Raw genomic sequence first — 13,974 nt, 5'->3', positions numbered from 1 at the left:
ACGACCGGCAAACCAAACCCGGCGGGCAATCCGCCGAGGTCCGAGCGGATCCTCATCCGCTTCGCTCCCGCGAGAGCACCGACAGCCGCCCCCGGCCCTCCAACACGGCCAGGTGCACCCCGGCGGGATCGGCCACGCCGTGTTCCCGCAGCAGCGCGTCCAGGTCGGACCGGGTGATACCGGAACGGTGCAGGTTTCCCCAGAGCACCTGGCCTCGGGCGACGACGACCACCGGCCCCTGCTCGATCAACCGTCGGCCCGCCGGCCGGAGCCGCACCCAGGTGATCAGCGCGTGGGCGGCCAGAATCGCCAGCAGGGTCACCGCGCCGGACAGGTAGCTCGCGTCCGGGGCGCTCGGTAGCCGACCGACGATCGCGCCGATCGCTACGGCGGCCACGAAGTCGTACGGGGACAGGTCGGCCAGGGTGCGACGGCCGCCGACACGCAGCCCGAGCACCGCGGTGACGTAGAGCAGAAAAGCCTTCAGTGCGACCCAGCCCAACCAGCCGGGATGCCCGATCAGCGCGTCGATGCCGTTCACCGCGGCCCTGGCTCGTCTCCGCGTTCGCCGGAGCGGCGGGCACGGCGTTGCCGCAGGGCCGCCGCCAGCAGTGACGCCCCCAGGGCGGCGTTGCCGAGACGGCGCAGCGCGGTGCGGGCCCGGCCGGATGGCGCGGGCGGCTGCGGGCCGGGCACGGTCACCTGGTCGACACCGGGGTACGCCGACCGGGCCGACTCCGTCGCCTCCTGCTCGGTGAGGACCGCACGGTTGGCCAGGATCGCCACACCTGACGGCTCGTCGCGGTAACGCCACCGCCAGACGTCCCCGTCGGGCCAGATTTCGATCCGCTCCCCCGGCCGGTCCGGCGCCGGCAGCTCCGGCTCCTCGGCCGCGTCCCGCCCCGGGCGGCGGGTGGGCTGCCGGCCGGCGCGCAGGTCGGCCCGGGTCAGCTCGCCCAGGCGGGCCGCGTCGCCCCGGCACAATGCCCGGGCCAGCAGGAACGCCGGTGCCCCGGCGAGCGGCGGCAGCACCAGCACCAGCACCCGCAGCACGTTCAGCACGTCGTAGACCGGCACCCGGAGCAGGCGGGCGATGATGCCGTCGCCGGCCGTCACGACCAGCACCCCGAAGAAGGTCAGGGCCATCACTCCGACACCCATCCGGACCGGGTGGTCGCGCGGCCGGTCGAGCAGCTGGTGCGGGGCACGGTCGCCGGTGCACAAGCGTTCGAGGAACGGCCAGGCGTACAGGGCGAGAAAGGTGACGCCGCCGAGCACCACGCCGGGGAAGAACGGCGCCGGCACCAGGTACCCGCCGATGTGGATCTCCCACGGCGGGAAGAGCCGCAGGGCGCCGTCGCCCCAGGCGACGTACCAGTCGGGTTGGGCCGGCGAGGTGGCCTGGGCGGGGTCGAACGGGCCGTAGAGCCAGACCGGGTTGATCTGGGCGAGGCCGCCGAGGGCGAAGAGCACCGCCAGCACCCAGGCGAACAGGGCGAGAGATCGCAGGGTGTAGCTGGGGTAGAGCCGGGAGCCGACCACGTTGTGCTCGGTGCGGCCGGGGCCGGGGAACTGGGTGTGCTTCTGCCGCACCACCATCGCCAGGTGCGCGGAGACGAGCGCGACCAGCACCGCGGGCACCAGCAGCACATGGGTGACGAACAGCCGCGGGATCATCTCGTCGGACGGGAACTCACCGCCGAGGCCGAGAGCGACCAGCCACGAGCCGACCAGCGGGATCGACTCCACCACCGAGACGATGATCCGCACGCCGAGCCCGGAGAGCAGGTCGTCGGGCATGGAGTAGCCGGTGAAGCCGTTGGCCAGGGCCAGCGTCAGCATGGTCACCCCGACCAGCCAGTTCAGCTCGCGGGGCTTGCGGAACGCGCCGGTGAAGAAGATCCGCACCAGGTGCACCAGGATCACCGCGACGAACAGCAGCGCCGACCAGTGGTGGGTCTGCCGGATCAGCAGTCCGGCCCGCACGTCCCAGCTCAGCCGCACCGTCGAGGCGTACGCGGCGGAGGTCGTCGTGCCGTCGAGCGGGGCGTACCCGCCGTGGTAGACCCGGTCGGCGGAGCTGGGGTCGAAGAACAGGGTCAGGTAGACCCCGGTGAGCAGGAGCGCAACGAACGAGTAGAGGGCGAGCTCGCCGAGCATGAACGACCAGTGGTCCGGGAACACCTTCGCCAACGCCTTGCGGGTCAGCGGGGACAGCCGCAGCCGGTCGTCGACCGCGCGGGCGAGCCGGTCCAGGATCACGGCCGGCTCCAGAAGCCGGCGCCGGGCGGCGCGGTGAAGTCTCCCCGGGCGCGCAGGTGACCGTCCGGGCCGACCTCGATCGGCAGGCCGGGTAGCGGCCGGGCGGCGGGTCCGGCCACCGCGGCGGCGTCGGCGAGCAGGTCGAACGAGGACTGGTGGCACGGGCACAGCACCCGACCGGTCCCCTTCAGATAGAGCCGCACCGGGCAGCCCGCGTGGGTGCAGAGCAACGAGTAGACGACCAGCCCGTCCAGGTGCCCGGCCGACGGCGGTCGGGTGAACCGCTGCGGCTGCAACCGGACGGCGAAGGCGGGCCCGTCCCCGGCTCCGGTGCCGCCCTCGGGGAACACGGCGACCACCGCGCCGGCCGGCACGTCCTGCGGCCGCAGCGGCCGCCCGTCGGCGGTCAACAGCCGGACCCCCGGCCCCCACGGGGTGTCCCGGCGCGCCCGCAGCGGCCGCGAACGGTCCCACGGCAGCAGCGACCGCAGCGGGAACAGCGCCGCGACGCCCAGCGCGGACAGCGCCAGCCCCAGCGCGGCGAGCAGGCCACGGCGACGGATCGGGCTGTCCGGCGCGGTCAGCACCGCGGCGGTCAACGCCTGCTCGACCGGCGGCGGGGTGAAACCCTCGTGTTCCTCGACGTAGCCGCCGACCGGCACCAACCGTCGGCCCCAGATCGCCAGGCCGGTGGCCAGGCCCGCGAACGCCACCCCCAGGCAGACCCCCTCCCACTGGGTCTGCCCGCCGAGCCCGTAGGTGACCGCGAAGCCGACCGCACCGGCCGCGGCGGCCAGGAAGGACGCGACGATGCGACGGTTCACCCCGGGCGGGGCGGCGGTCGGGCGCGGTTTGCGGCTCACTCGCCGGCCCGCCGACCCAGCCAGCGGGCCGCCGCCACGAGCAGCCCGAGAGCGACGACCCAGGCGAGCAGCCCCTCGGCCAACGGCCCGAGCCGGCCCAACGGGTTCCCGCCGCGGTCCAGGTGCTCGCTGCGCAGCCGGCGCACGTACGTGGCCAGGTCGTCGACCTGCGCGTCGGTGAGGACCTGACTCGGAAAGACCGGCATCAGTCCCGGGCCGACCCGGATCGCCTCGGCGACCTGTACGGAGGTGGCGTCGTACAGCGGCGGGGCGATCCAGCCGTTGGTCAGGGCCGCACCGGCGCCGGTGGCCCCGTGGCAGGGCGCGCAGTTGGCGGCGTACAGCGCTCGTCCGCCGGTGAGGCTGCCCGGCCGTACCGTGGGAATCGGTGGGCCGCCGCCGAAGCCGGCCACATGGTCGACCAGGGCGGCGATGTCGTCGGCGGAGAAGGCGGGCTCGGCGTGGCGCGGCTGCGCCATCTCGTCGGGGATCGGCATCCGGCCGGTGGAGAGCTGGAAGTCCACCGAGGCCGGTCCGACGCCCACCAGCGACGGCCCACGTTGGGCGCCCTGCCCCTGTTCGCCGTGACAGCTGGCGCAGTTCTGCCGGAACAGCTGCGCGCCCCGGCGGTCGACGGGCGGCGGCGTGGCGGTGGCGGAGGAGGCCGGTGCCGCGGGTGCGGCGGAGGGGTCCGGTGTCGCGGGCGCGGCGAGGGCCGCCGGACCGGCGGCCAGGGCAAGCGCCGCGCCGAGCAGGGCCGCCCGTCGCGGGTGCCACCACGCACGCGCCGACCGGACCGCCCGTACGCTCACGGCTCAGTCCAGGGTGTACAGATAGGCGGCGATGTCCTGCGCGTCGATTGGGCTGACGCCCAGGTCGGGCATGGCGTTGCCGGGTTCGACTCCCTGCGGGTCGGTGATCCAGTGCTGGAGGTTGTCGGCGTTGTTCGTCAGCTTCCCGGCGACGTACGAGCGCGAGCCGAAGCGGGTCAGCGGCGGTCCGACGAGGCCGTTCGCTCGGTCGACGCCGGGGATGGTGTGACAGGAGCCGCAGCCGTACCGCGCGATGAGGGTGGCCCCCCGGTCCGGACGGCCGGTGCGGACCTCCGGTGGCGGTGGGGCACTGGTACGCGCGCACGCGGGCAGGGCCAGCAGCAGTGGCGCCGTCACCAGCAGGAACCAGCGGGCGGGAATCCGGTGGCTCATGGCACAACTCTGCCGCTGCCGGCTGGTAGGTCGCGGCGGGTCTCGGGGGAAGTCACCCGCTCGGGGCGTCGCCGTTGCAGGACGAGGAGCCAACGCAGGAACGCCGTCAGGGTGGCGGCCAGCACCACCAGATCCATCGGTGCCCACATCAGCAGCCCGGCCAGCTGCTGGTCGGCCAGCGGGTCGGGCCCGAGGACCGACGTCGGGTAGACGGGCTGCGGCGCGAAGGTCAGCACCGCACCGAGGGCGGAGGCGGGCAGCATGGTGCCGATCAGCAGCAGGAGGGCGCCCGGAACGGGCAGCCGGTGCCGTGGCGCGCCGATCAGCGGCGCCCAGAGCAGCCACGCGGCGCCGAGGAAGCAGGTGTGTTCGACGGCGTGCACGACCGGCTCCCCCTCGGCCGCGAGGTAGGGAACGGGTAGGTGCCAGAACCAGAGCACCACGGTCTGGATCCCGCCGGCGGTGAGCGCCAGGACGGTCGGGCGGCGCAGCCAGCGGACCGGCTCGGACGTCCGCAGCCGGGCCAGCCACCGGCGCAGGGGCGGCGGACAGGCCAGGGTCAGCGGCAGCCCGGCGGCCCCGGCGGCGAGCAGCGGGCCGGCACCGAGCAGCAGCAGCATGTGCTGGGTCATGTGCCCGGCGAAGGACCGCTCGGCGACCCCGGCGACGGGCCCCTGCTCGGCGGCGAGCGCGCAGAGCAGGCCGGCGCCGAAGGCGGCGACCCGCCCGGCGGGCAGGATCCGACCGGCGCCCCGGCGGGCCCACAGCTCGTGGACGCCGCGACCGTAGCCGGCGGCGAGCAGGGCGAGGACGGTGGCCAGCAGCATGGCGAGCAGCCCGGCCGTCACGTCGTCTCCGCCCGCCGGCCCGGTCGTGCTCAGCGCAGGCACGGTGGCAGCACCAGCAGGGCGATCCCGCCCAACACGATGATGGCGAGAAAGAGCAGGTTGGACCAGATGGCCACCACGGCGAGCATGCGGCTACGACTGACCGGCCGCTCCTCGACCCCGTCCGGTGGGTGCGCGGTACGCCGCCAGACGAGCGCGGCGGCCAGCAGCGCGCCGACGGTGACGAGAGCGGGCAGCACCACCGCGCCCGCGATGACGACCCGCAGCGGCAGCGCGCCGATCCGGTCCCGGTCGCTGGCGCAGGTCAGCTCGTCGACACCCCAACCGGCGATCAGGTGCACCGCCCAGGCGGCGGCGCCGCCGAGCACGGCGTACCAGAGGAGCAGGCCACCGGTCAGCCGGGCGCGCGGGCCGGGGTGGGTGCTCATCACAGCCTCGGCGACAGGTAGATGGTGAAGAGGATGGCGGCCCAGACCGCGTCGACGAAGTGCCAGTAGATGGCGGCGTTGCGGACCCGCTCGTGACGGTGCGCCCCGAAGCTGCCGCCGCGCAGGGAGGCAGCCAGGAGCCAGCCGATCATGGTGAGGCCGACCAGCACGTGCAGCCCGTGGAAGCCGGTGATCAGATAGAACAGCGAGCCGTACGCGTTGGTGGTCATGGTGAACTCGCGCAGCTTCTCGGCGTACTCGTTGGCCTGCAGGGCCAGGAAGGTGACGCCGAGGACGAGGGTCGCGGCCAGCCCGGCGCGCAGCCGCCAGCGCTGGCCCTTGCGGATGCCGTGTTCGGCCCACACCACCGGCAGGCTGCTCGGCAGCAGCACCGCGGTCATCACCAGGGGGACCAGCAGCTTCGGCTTGCCGATGTCGCCGGGGGGCCACGGGCCGGCGTACTGGAAGCGCAGGTAGAAGTAACTGCCGAGCAGACAGGCGAAGAGGGTCGCCTCGGTGACGACGAACATCACCATGCCCCACCAGCCGGTCGAGCGGCCGACCGGCAGCTCGGTGGTCAGCGCCTCCGTACTGGTGGCCGTCATGCCTGCACCCCGAGTTCCTGGTCCGGGCGGCGGGGCGGCCAGAGCCAGACGGCGATGGTGGCCGCCACGGCGAGCGCCGCGACGGCGGCGACCGGGTACCAGGCGGCCAGCATCGCGGTGAAGAAGACCAGCAGGGCCACGGCCAGCACCAGCGGTTGCAGGGATGCCTCCGGCATCTGCACCACCCGCTCCCGGTGGCCGTCGAGTTCGCTGGTGAACAGGGTCTTGCGCCCGTCGGCGAGGACGCGGTCCCCGGCGTCGTCGACCATCGATGCGCGGCTCTCCTCGTCCCAGGTGGGGTGCAGGCTGTGCACCCGGGGCAGGACCGGGAAGTTGTACGGCTTCGGCGGCGAGTCGGTGGACCACTCCAGGCTGTCGCCGCCCCACGGGTCCGGCGGGGCGGGCCGGCCGCGCCGGACGGCGTGCACCACGCCGACGAGCACCAGCAGCAGCCCGACCGCGAGCAGGTACGACCCGACGGTGGCGACCAGGTTCCAGCCGTCCCAGCCGGGCTCACTGCGATAGGTATAGACCCGTCGCGGCATGCCGAAGAGCCCGTACAGGTGCATCGGGAAGAAGGTGACGTGCATGCCGGCGAAGACCAGCCAGAACGCCCACCGGCCGAGCCGTTCGTGGTACATCCGACCGGTGATCTTCGGCAGCCAGTAGTAGATGCCGGCGAGCATCGGGAACACCGCGCCGCCGATGAGGACGTAGTGGAAGTGGGCCACCACGAAGTAGGAGTCGGTGACCTGCTGGTCGAAGGCGGTCAGCGCGAACATCGTGCCGGTGAATCCGCCCAGCACGAACGTCACGATGAACCCGATCAGGAACAGCATCGGCACCTTGAGCACCAGCCGGCCGAGCGCCATGGTGGCCAGCCAGGCGAAGATCTGGATGCCGGACGGGATGGTGATGATGGTGCTGGCCGCGCTGAAGAAGCTGTACGACAGCCGAGGCAGGCCGGTGGCGAACATGTGGTGTACCCAGACGCCGAACGAGATGATCGAGATCGAGACGATGGCGAGCACGATCAGCGGGTAGCCGACCACACCCCGGCGGGTGAAGGCGGGCAGGACCGCGGACACGATGCCCAGGGCCGGCATGACGATGATGTAGACGTCGGGGTGTCCGAAGATCCAGAACAGGTGCTGCCAGAGCAGCACGTTGCCGGCCGCGCCGGGGTCGAAGAAGTGGGTGCCGAAGCGCCGGTCCAGGAAGAGCATGGCGTTGTCGAGGTTCAGCGCCGGCAGCGCGAAGATCACCATGAAGGCGGTGGCGACGATCGCCCAGACGAACAGCGGTACCCGGTTCAGCGACATGCCGGGGGCGCGGAGCTTGAGCGCGGTGACGATGAAGTTGATCGAGCCGGCGGTGGTGGCGATGCCGAGGAAGAGCAGGCCCAGGCTGTAGACGTCCATGTGCAGGCCCGGGGTGTTGGTCCGTTCGGTCAGCGGCACGTACGCGAACCAGCCGCCGTTGGGGGCGGCGCCGAACGGCAGGCTGGCCCACATGAACAGCCCGGCGAACAGGAACACCCAGTAGCCCAGCGCGTTGAGCTTCGGGAACGCCATGTCCCGCGATCCGATCATCAGCGGCACCAGGAAGTTGCCGAAGCCGAAGAGCATCGGGGTGGCGAACAGGAAGATCATCGCCGTGCCGTGCATGGTGAACAGCTGGTTGTACTCCTGCGGGGAGAGCAGCCGGGACTCCGGCCGGGCCAGCTGGGTACGCATCGCCAGCGCGCTCAGCCCGGCGAGGACGAAGAAGAACGCGGCGGTGACCAGGTACCGCCGGCCGATCCGCTTGTGGTCGACGGTGCTGAACCAGGAACGCAGCGAGGGCCGTTCCCCCCAGTGCTCCTCCAGCGCGGCCAGCTCGTCCCGGCTGGCGCCGGGCGCCGGCGCGGCGGTCGTGGACATCCTCACCTCACTTCAGCGACTGCAGGTAGGCGATGAGGTCCGGCAGCCGGCCCGCGTCCACCGATTGCGGCGGCATGTAGTTGCCCGGCTTGACGGTCTGCGAGTTGGCGATCCAGCCGCCGAGGTGCCCGCCGTCGTTCGGGACCGCGCCGGCGCCGATGCTCCACCGGGAGCCCACGTCGGACAGGTCGGGACCGATCCCGCCGTTCGCGTCGGTGCCTCGTACCGCGTGGCAGCCGGCGCAGCTGCCCCGCACGAACGCCTCCTGTCCGCGCCGTTGGGCGTCGGTACGCGGGACCGGGGCGGGCGCGGCGAGCCGGGCGAGCCAGGCATCGAACTGCGCCCGGGGCTCGGCGACCACAAGGAAGGCCATGTGCGCGTGCTGCGTACCGCAGTACTCGGCGCACTGACCGCGATAGCTGCCGGCCCGGTCGGCGTGCAGCCAGGTCTCGCGTACCTCCCCGGCGATCAGGTCGGTCTTGGGCATCAGCTGCGGCACCCAGAAGCTGTGCAGCACGTCGGCGGTGCGCAGTCGGACCCGCACCTTCTCCCCCACCGGCACGTGCAGCTCGTTGGCGGTGGCGCCCTCGACGCCCTGGACGCGTACCTCCCACCACCACTTGTGGCCGGTGACCTCGATGGTCGGGGCGCGCGGGCCCGGCTCGTCGCCGAGCGCGGCGAGGTCGCGCAGGCCGACGGCGTAGACGGTCACCAGGATCACCAGGGGGATGCCGGCTCCGGCCACCGTGACGAAACGCAACGGCTGCCCGTGCCGGACCCGCACGTCGGGGCGACGGCGGACCAGCAGCGCCCAGGCCAGCACGACCATGACCTCGGCGAAGACGGCCATGGAGAGCCAGAACAGCAGCCACCACAGGTTCGCGACACGGCCCGACCCGGACCCTGCCGGGTCCAGCGCGGAGGGCGCTCCGGAGGAACAGCCGGTGAGGGCCGGCGCGGCGCACAGCACCGTTGCCGCCAGCAGCCGCCGCCGGCGCTCCGGCCTGGAGCGCATCGTCGGGTCGCTTGTGGTGTCCACCGACACCGACCCTAGCGATTTCCGAGGCATGTCCACTCTCTTCCCGAAAGATAGGCAACAAGAGCTTTGGCCGGTTTAGGGTCGGTCTCGGGGAAAAGCCGGGCAAGCGCCGACGGCGCGGACGGGACGATCATGCCGACCACCACCGTGGACCTGACCGCCGACGACCCACGGGGAGCCGCCGCCCGCCGGACGACGGCGTGGATCACCGCCGGGCTCGCCACCGCGGCCGGGCTCACCGGTGGGCTCCTCGCCCCGGCCGACGCCAACCAGGGGCAGGCGCAACGGCTGATGTACCTGCACGTACCGGCCGCCTGGGTGGCGTACCTGGCGTTCACCGCCGTGCTCGGGGCCAGCCTGGCGTACCTGATCGGGGGTGACCCGCGCTGGGACCGCGTCGCGCGCGGCGGCGCGGAGATCGGAGTGGGCCTCACCGCCGTGGCCATCGGCACCGGCGCACTCTGGGGGCATCTGGTCTGGGGCACCTGGTGGGCCTGGGACCCGCGACTGGTCAGCACTGCGCTGCTGCTGCTGGCGTACGCCGGCTATCTGGCGCTGCGCCGGGCGCTCGCCGAACGGGCCGGCGGCGCGGACGACGGCAGCCGACCGGTGGCCCGTCCGGCGGCCGTCGTCGGCATCGGTGGATTCCTGCTCGTGCCCGTCGTGCACTTCTCGGTGCTCTGGTGGCGTTCGCTGCACCAGCAGGCGACCATCCTCGCCCCGCAGCGGCCCCCGATCGATCCGCGGATGGCGCTCGCACTGCTGCTCGCGGTGGCGGCGGCGAGCACCGGCGCACTCCTCGTCCTGGCGCACCGGGTGCGCCGACTGGAACGCGCGACGACCGCCACCCGGGAACCGACGACGGCGCACCGTTCCAGCCCGGCGGGAGTGGGATGATCCGCCGGCCGGGACGCCTCGCGCTGGTCGCGGTGCTGCTCACCGCCGGGGGCCTGCTCGTCACCAGCGCCCTGCGCGACACCCTCACCTACTACCGCACCCCGGGTGAGGTGCTCGCCGACCCGGCCGCCGGCCGCGACCGCGTCCGGCTGGGCGGCCAGGTCGTCCCCGGCTCGCTGCGCCACGACGGCGACCTGGTGACGTTCCGGCTCGCCGACTCCGGCCACCAGGTGGCCGTACGGCAGCGGGGGGTACCGCCGGAGACCTTCCGCGAGGGCGAGGACGCGGTCGTCGAAGGGCGCCTCGGCGCGAACGGGGTGTTCGACGCCGACCGGGTCGTGGTGCGCCACGGCAACGAGTACCGGCCCGCCGCACCGGAGCCGGTCGATGCTCGCTGACCTCGGCACCGCCGCCCTTGCCGGCGGGCTGGTGGCCGCCCCGCTCGCGGCGCTGCTCTGGCTGCGGGTGGCCCTGCTCGGCGGGCCGGCCCGGCCGGCCCGGCTGGCGTCGGCCGCCGCGCTGCTCGCCGCCGCCGGGGCCTGCGCGGCGCTGGAGGCGGCGCTGCTGGGGCACGACTTCAGCGTCCGGTTCGTCGCCGAGAACGGCGGCCGGCACGTGCCCGTCTACTACACGGTCACCAGCCTCTGGTCGGCGATGGACGGCTCGCTGCTGCTCTGGCTGCTGGTCCTCGCCGGTTACGCCGCCCTGCTGGCCCGGGGCCGGGCCGACCGGCTGCGGGCGTACGCGCTGGTGGTGGTCAGCGTGGTCGCCACGTTCTTCTTCGCGCTGTCCACCTTCGCCGCCAACCCGTTCCGCGGCGTCGACCCGGTCCCGCTGGACGGGCCGGGGCCGAATCCGCTGCTGCAACAGCATCCGGCGATGGGCGTGCACCCGCCCCTGCTGTACGCCGGCTACCTGGGCACGGTGGTGCCGTTCGCCCTGGCGCTGGCCGCCCCGCTCGCCGGTGCGTCCGGGCGGGACTGGGTCCGCCGGGCCCGGCCCTGGGTGCTGGTGGCCTGGTGCACCCTCACCGCCGGCATCGTCCTGGGCGCCTGGTGGTCGTACGCGGTGCTCGGCTGGGGCGGCTACTGGGCCTGGGACCCGGTGGAGAACGCCTCCCTGCTGCCCTGGCTGACCACCACCGCCCTGCTGCACACCAGCCTCGGTGGCGGCCGGGATCGGGACCGCTGGAACAGCGTCCTGGCCTGCGCCGGCTTCCTGCTGGTGCTGCTCGGAACCTTCCTGACCCGCTCCGGCGCGGTGGCGAGCGTGCACGCCTTCACCGACTCGCCGCTGGGGCCCCTGCTGCTCGGGGTCGTCCTGCTGGCCACCCTGGCCGCCACCGTGCTGACCGGCCGTCGGCGACCGCCCCCGGCACGCGACAGCGTCCCGCTGTGGTCCCGGCGCGTCGTCCTGCTGGTCAACGCCGTCCTGCTGGTCAGCATCGCCGCCGCGGTGCTGATCGGCACCGTGCTGCCGTTGCTCACCGAACCACTCACCGGCGCCCGGGCCACCGTCGGCGCCGGCTACTACCAGCGCACCGCCGTGCCACTCGCGGTGGTCGTGCTCCTGCTGGCCGGTGTTCCACCCGCACTGCGCGGTCGCGGCCGGGCCGTCGCCGTGCGCCGCCTGGCCGCGCCCGCGGTCGCGGCGCTGTCCACGGTGGCCGCCGTCGGCCTGTTCAGCCGGCCCGGACCGGCGGCACTCACCGCGTTCGGAGCAGCCGCCTTCGTCCTCGCCGGCCTGCTCACCACGCGTCCCCGGCGCTGGGCCGGGGTGCTGGCGCACGCCGGGCTGGCCCTGCTCGCCGTGGGGATAGCCGCCTCGTCGGCATACGGGCGGGCGGAGGAGCGGACCCTGCGGGTGGGCGAGGCGCTGCGGGTGGGCGCCGTGTCGGCCCGGTTGGTGTCGGTGGAGCGCGGCACGCCGGACGCCCGGATGGCCGTGCGGGCGCGGCTGGTGGTTTCCGGCAGTGGTCCTGCCCGCGTCGTCGGTCCGGCGCTGCGCTACGACCCGGCCCGGGACACCGCCGTCACCGTGCCGGCGATCGACGGCAGCCTCCGCCGGGACGTCTACCTCACCCTCGTCGCCGCGGCCGGCGACGGCGGCAGCGCGACGGTACGCCTGGCCGTGAACCCGCTCGTCGGGCTCATCTGGGCCGGTGGAGCGGTCGCCGCCGCCGGCGGCCTGCTCGCGCTGCGCGACACGGTGCGACGCACCCGCCGCGCGGCTCGGGCCACGCGGCGGGCCCTGGTGGCGGCCGGAGGTCCGGCGTGAATGGACGAGCCCGCGTCTCCTGGTGGCGGCGGGTACGGCCGGTCCCGACCGTGGTCCTGCTGCTGGCCGCCGGCCTCGGGGCCGCGCTGGCCGTGGGCCATCGCTCCGGGGCCGGCGAGACCGCGCGCCGACCGGCGGCCGCGCCCGCACTGGCCGGCACCACCCTCGCGGGCGAGCGGTTCGACCTTTCGGCGGCACGCGGGCACGTGGTGGTGGTGAACGTCTTCGCCTCGTGGTGCGGGCCCTGCCGGGACGAACTTCCGCTGCTGGTGGAGACCGGCCGGCAGTGGTCGCCGCGCGGGCTGCGGGTGGTCGCCCTGAACCTGCGCGACGGCCCGGACGCGGTGCGGGCGCTGCTGGAGCAGACCCACGCCGACGACCTGACGGTACTGCCCGACCCCGACGGCACCCGGGCCGTCGAGTGGGGGGTACGGGGCGTACCCGAGACCTTCCTGGTGGACCGTGACGGCCGGATCGTGGCCCATCAGTCGGGGGTCGTCACCCGCCAGTGGCTGCGCGAACGACTGTCCCCGCTGCTGGAGTCGCCATGACCCGGCGGCTGCCCGCCACGCTGGGCCTCGCGGTGCTGGTGGTGCTGGCCGTCGCCGGGCTGGTCCGCTCCGCCGGGTCGGCCGGTCCGGCCGACCCCGCCGCGGCGATCGCCGCCGGTCTGCGCTGCCCCGCCTGCCAGGGTGAGTCGGTCGCCGACTCCCGGTCCCCGATCGCGGCCTCGATGCGGCAGGTGATCGCCGACCAGGTGACGGCGGGCCGCAGCCCGCAGGAGATCCGCCGATGGTTCGTCGACCGCTACGGCGAGGAGGTGCTCGCGCAGCCGCCCCTGCGCGGCCCGGCGCTGTTGCTGTGGGTGGTGCCGGTGGTGGCGCTCCTCGGGACCGGCGGCGCCGCGGCCCGCTCCCTGCGTGCAAGGCGACCGGGCGACGACCGTACCCGGCGGAACCGTGCCCCGACGCGACGGCCCCGGCGTGCCTGGTGGGGCACCGCCGCCGGGCTGACGATGCTGGTGGTGACGGTGGCGGTGGCCGCCGACCAGCTGACGGCGCCGACGCCGCCGCCCGCCTCCGCCGACCCCGCGGTGGTCGCGCTGCGGCTGGCGCAGGACCTGGAGGGTCAGCAACGGTACGACGCCGCCGTCCAGATGTATCGCGAGGCGCTACGCGAGCGGCCCGACGACGGGATCCGGTTGCGCCTCGCCTTCGCCCTGCTGCGCTCCGCCGATGCTTCGGGGGCGGAACAGGTCGCGCGGGAGGTCCTCGACGACTCGCCCGGATCGCCCGACGGACTGCTGGTGCTGGGGCTGGCCCAACGCACGACCCGGCCGGTCGACGCGCCGGCCACGCTGCGGCGGTTCCTCACCGTCGCGCCGCAGCACCCGGCCGCCGCGGAGATCCGCCGACTGCTCGGCCTCAGGAACGGCGCCGGGAGCGGGCCACCAGGTAGCCGAGCAGCAGACCGGCGGCCAGCGTGACCGCCCGGCCGGGGGTGACCGCCGCGCGGAGCTTGCCCAGGCCCGCCTTCGGGTCCACCACGCCGCCAGCCAGGTTGCCGACCGTGCCCACCGCCGCGTCGGACAGCTTGCCGAGGTTCATCGCGCCCACCATCCTCTCGCC

Annotated in this window: 16 protein-coding genes; 5 read left to right on the top strand and 11 right to left on the bottom strand. The window is 74.3% G+C overall.

Going from position 1 to position 13,974, the window contains the following annotated elements; all coding sequences use genetic code 11:
* Nucleotides 1-52 precede the first annotated feature (52 nt).
* Genes GA0074704_RS28815 through GA0074704_RS15025 form a run of 10 tightly spaced genes read right to left on the bottom strand, consistent with a single transcriptional unit; the run spans nt 53 to nt 9,172 of the window.
* On the bottom strand, nt 53-541 hold the full coding sequence (locus GA0074704_RS28815) for a DUF421 domain-containing protein (RefSeq protein WP_157743690.1): 489 nt from the start codon (nt 539-541) through the stop codon (nt 53-55).
* A complete protein-coding gene (gene qcrB, locus GA0074704_RS29185; RefSeq protein ID WP_197697533.1) occupies nt 538-2,262 on the bottom strand; it encodes a cytochrome bc1 complex cytochrome b subunit in 1,725 nt (574 codons plus the stop codon). The genes GA0074704_RS28815 and qcrB overlap by 4 nt, the downstream gene beginning before the upstream one ends.
* Nucleotides 2,259-3,125, bottom strand: coding sequence for a Rieske 2Fe-2S domain-containing protein (locus GA0074704_RS15060; RefSeq protein ID WP_157743688.1), 867 nt, complete (start codon nt 3,123-3,125; stop codon nt 2,259-2,261). The genes qcrB and GA0074704_RS15060 overlap by 4 nt, the downstream gene beginning before the upstream one ends.
* Nucleotides 3,122-3,937 carry a cytochrome bc1 complex diheme cytochrome c subunit gene (gene qcrC / locus GA0074704_RS15055; protein ID WP_088971099.1) on the bottom strand — a complete coding sequence of 272 codons (816 nt, stop codon included), beginning with the start codon at nt 3,935-3,937 and terminating at the stop codon, nt 3,122-3,124. The genes GA0074704_RS15060 and qcrC overlap by 4 nt, the downstream gene beginning before the upstream one ends.
* Nucleotides 3,938-3,940: 3 nt before the next feature.
* Nucleotides 3,941-4,330 (bottom strand): c-type cytochrome, encoded by a 390-nt coding sequence (locus GA0074704_RS15050; RefSeq protein WP_088971098.1) that lies wholly within the window; start codon nt 4,328-4,330, stop codon nt 3,941-3,943.
* Nucleotides 4,327-5,178 (bottom strand): cytochrome c oxidase assembly protein, encoded by an 852-nt coding sequence (locus tag GA0074704_RS15045; protein WP_088971097.1) that lies wholly within the window; start codon nt 5,176-5,178, stop codon nt 4,327-4,329. Before GA0074704_RS15045 ends, GA0074704_RS15050 begins: the two co-directional genes overlap by 4 nt.
* A 29-nt stretch (nt 5,179-5,207) precedes the next feature.
* Nucleotides 5,208-5,606 (bottom strand): hypothetical protein, encoded by a 399-nt coding sequence (locus GA0074704_RS15040; protein WP_088971096.1) that lies wholly within the window; start codon nt 5,604-5,606, stop codon nt 5,208-5,210.
* The gene (locus tag GA0074704_RS15035; protein ID WP_088971095.1) at nt 5,606-6,211 is read right to left on the bottom strand and encodes a cytochrome c oxidase subunit 3; all 606 of its coding nucleotides are present in this window, start codon (nt 6,209-6,211) and stop codon (nt 5,606-5,608) included. The genes GA0074704_RS15040 and GA0074704_RS15035 overlap by 1 nt, the downstream gene beginning before the upstream one ends.
* Complete coding sequence (gene ctaD, locus GA0074704_RS15030) at nt 6,208-8,133, bottom strand: cytochrome c oxidase subunit I (RefSeq protein ID WP_088971094.1); 1,926 nt, start codon at nt 8,131-8,133, stop codon at nt 6,208-6,210. The genes GA0074704_RS15035 and ctaD overlap by 4 nt, the downstream gene beginning before the upstream one ends.
* A 7-nt stretch (nt 8,134-8,140) precedes the next feature.
* The gene (locus tag GA0074704_RS15025) at nt 8,141-9,172 is read right to left on the bottom strand and encodes a cytochrome c oxidase subunit II (RefSeq protein ID WP_172880556.1); all 1,032 of its coding nucleotides are present in this window, start codon (nt 9,170-9,172) and stop codon (nt 8,141-8,143) included.
* A gap of 132 nt (nt 9,173-9,304) precedes the next feature.
* On the opposite strand from GA0074704_RS15025, the gene ccsA reads away from it, so the two are divergent.
* The 5 genes from ccsA to GA0074704_RS15000 are packed head-to-tail and all read left to right on the top strand — an operon-like array spanning nt 9,305 to nt 13,832.
* Nucleotides 9,305-10,069: a cytochrome c biogenesis protein CcsA gene (gene ccsA, locus GA0074704_RS15020; RefSeq protein WP_088971092.1), complete on the top strand. Its 765-nt coding sequence runs from the start codon at nt 9,305-9,307 to the stop codon at nt 10,067-10,069.
* Nucleotides 10,066-10,467: a cytochrome c maturation protein CcmE gene (locus GA0074704_RS15015; protein ID WP_088971091.1), complete on the top strand. Its 402-nt coding sequence runs from the start codon at nt 10,066-10,068 to the stop codon at nt 10,465-10,467. The genes ccsA and GA0074704_RS15015 overlap by 4 nt, the downstream gene beginning before the upstream one ends.
* Nucleotides 10,457-12,346, top strand: coding sequence for a cytochrome c-type biogenesis CcmF C-terminal domain-containing protein (locus tag GA0074704_RS15010; protein ID WP_088971090.1), 1,890 nt, complete (start codon nt 10,457-10,459; stop codon nt 12,344-12,346). The genes GA0074704_RS15015 and GA0074704_RS15010 overlap by 11 nt, the downstream gene beginning before the upstream one ends.
* On the top strand, nt 12,343-12,897 hold the full coding sequence (locus GA0074704_RS15005; RefSeq protein ID WP_157743686.1) for a TlpA family protein disulfide reductase: 555 nt from the start codon (nt 12,343-12,345) through the stop codon (nt 12,895-12,897). The genes GA0074704_RS15010 and GA0074704_RS15005 overlap by 4 nt, the downstream gene beginning before the upstream one ends.
* Nucleotides 12,894-13,832: a cytochrome c-type biogenesis protein CcmH gene (locus tag GA0074704_RS15000; protein ID WP_088971089.1), complete on the top strand. Its 939-nt coding sequence runs from the start codon at nt 12,894-12,896 to the stop codon at nt 13,830-13,832. The genes GA0074704_RS15005 and GA0074704_RS15000 overlap by 4 nt, the downstream gene beginning before the upstream one ends.
* Here the strand turns inward: GA0074704_RS15000 and GA0074704_RS14995 are convergent.
* Nucleotides 13,771-13,953: a hypothetical protein gene (locus tag GA0074704_RS14995; protein ID WP_157743685.1), complete on the bottom strand. Its 183-nt coding sequence runs from the start codon at nt 13,951-13,953 to the stop codon at nt 13,771-13,773. The two genes, GA0074704_RS15000 and GA0074704_RS14995, sit on opposite strands and share 62 nt — an antisense overlap.
* Nucleotides 13,954-13,974: the final 21 nt, after the last annotated feature.

Origin of the sequence: Micromonospora siamensis (genome assembly GCF_900090305.1) — a bacterium.
In the GTDB taxonomy this organism is placed as follows: Bacteria; Actinomycetota; Actinomycetes; order Mycobacteriales; family Micromonosporaceae; genus Micromonospora; species Micromonospora siamensis.
The sequence above is the reverse complement of the archived record's forward strand: the minus strand, read 5'-3'. Positions and strand labels throughout refer to the sequence as shown.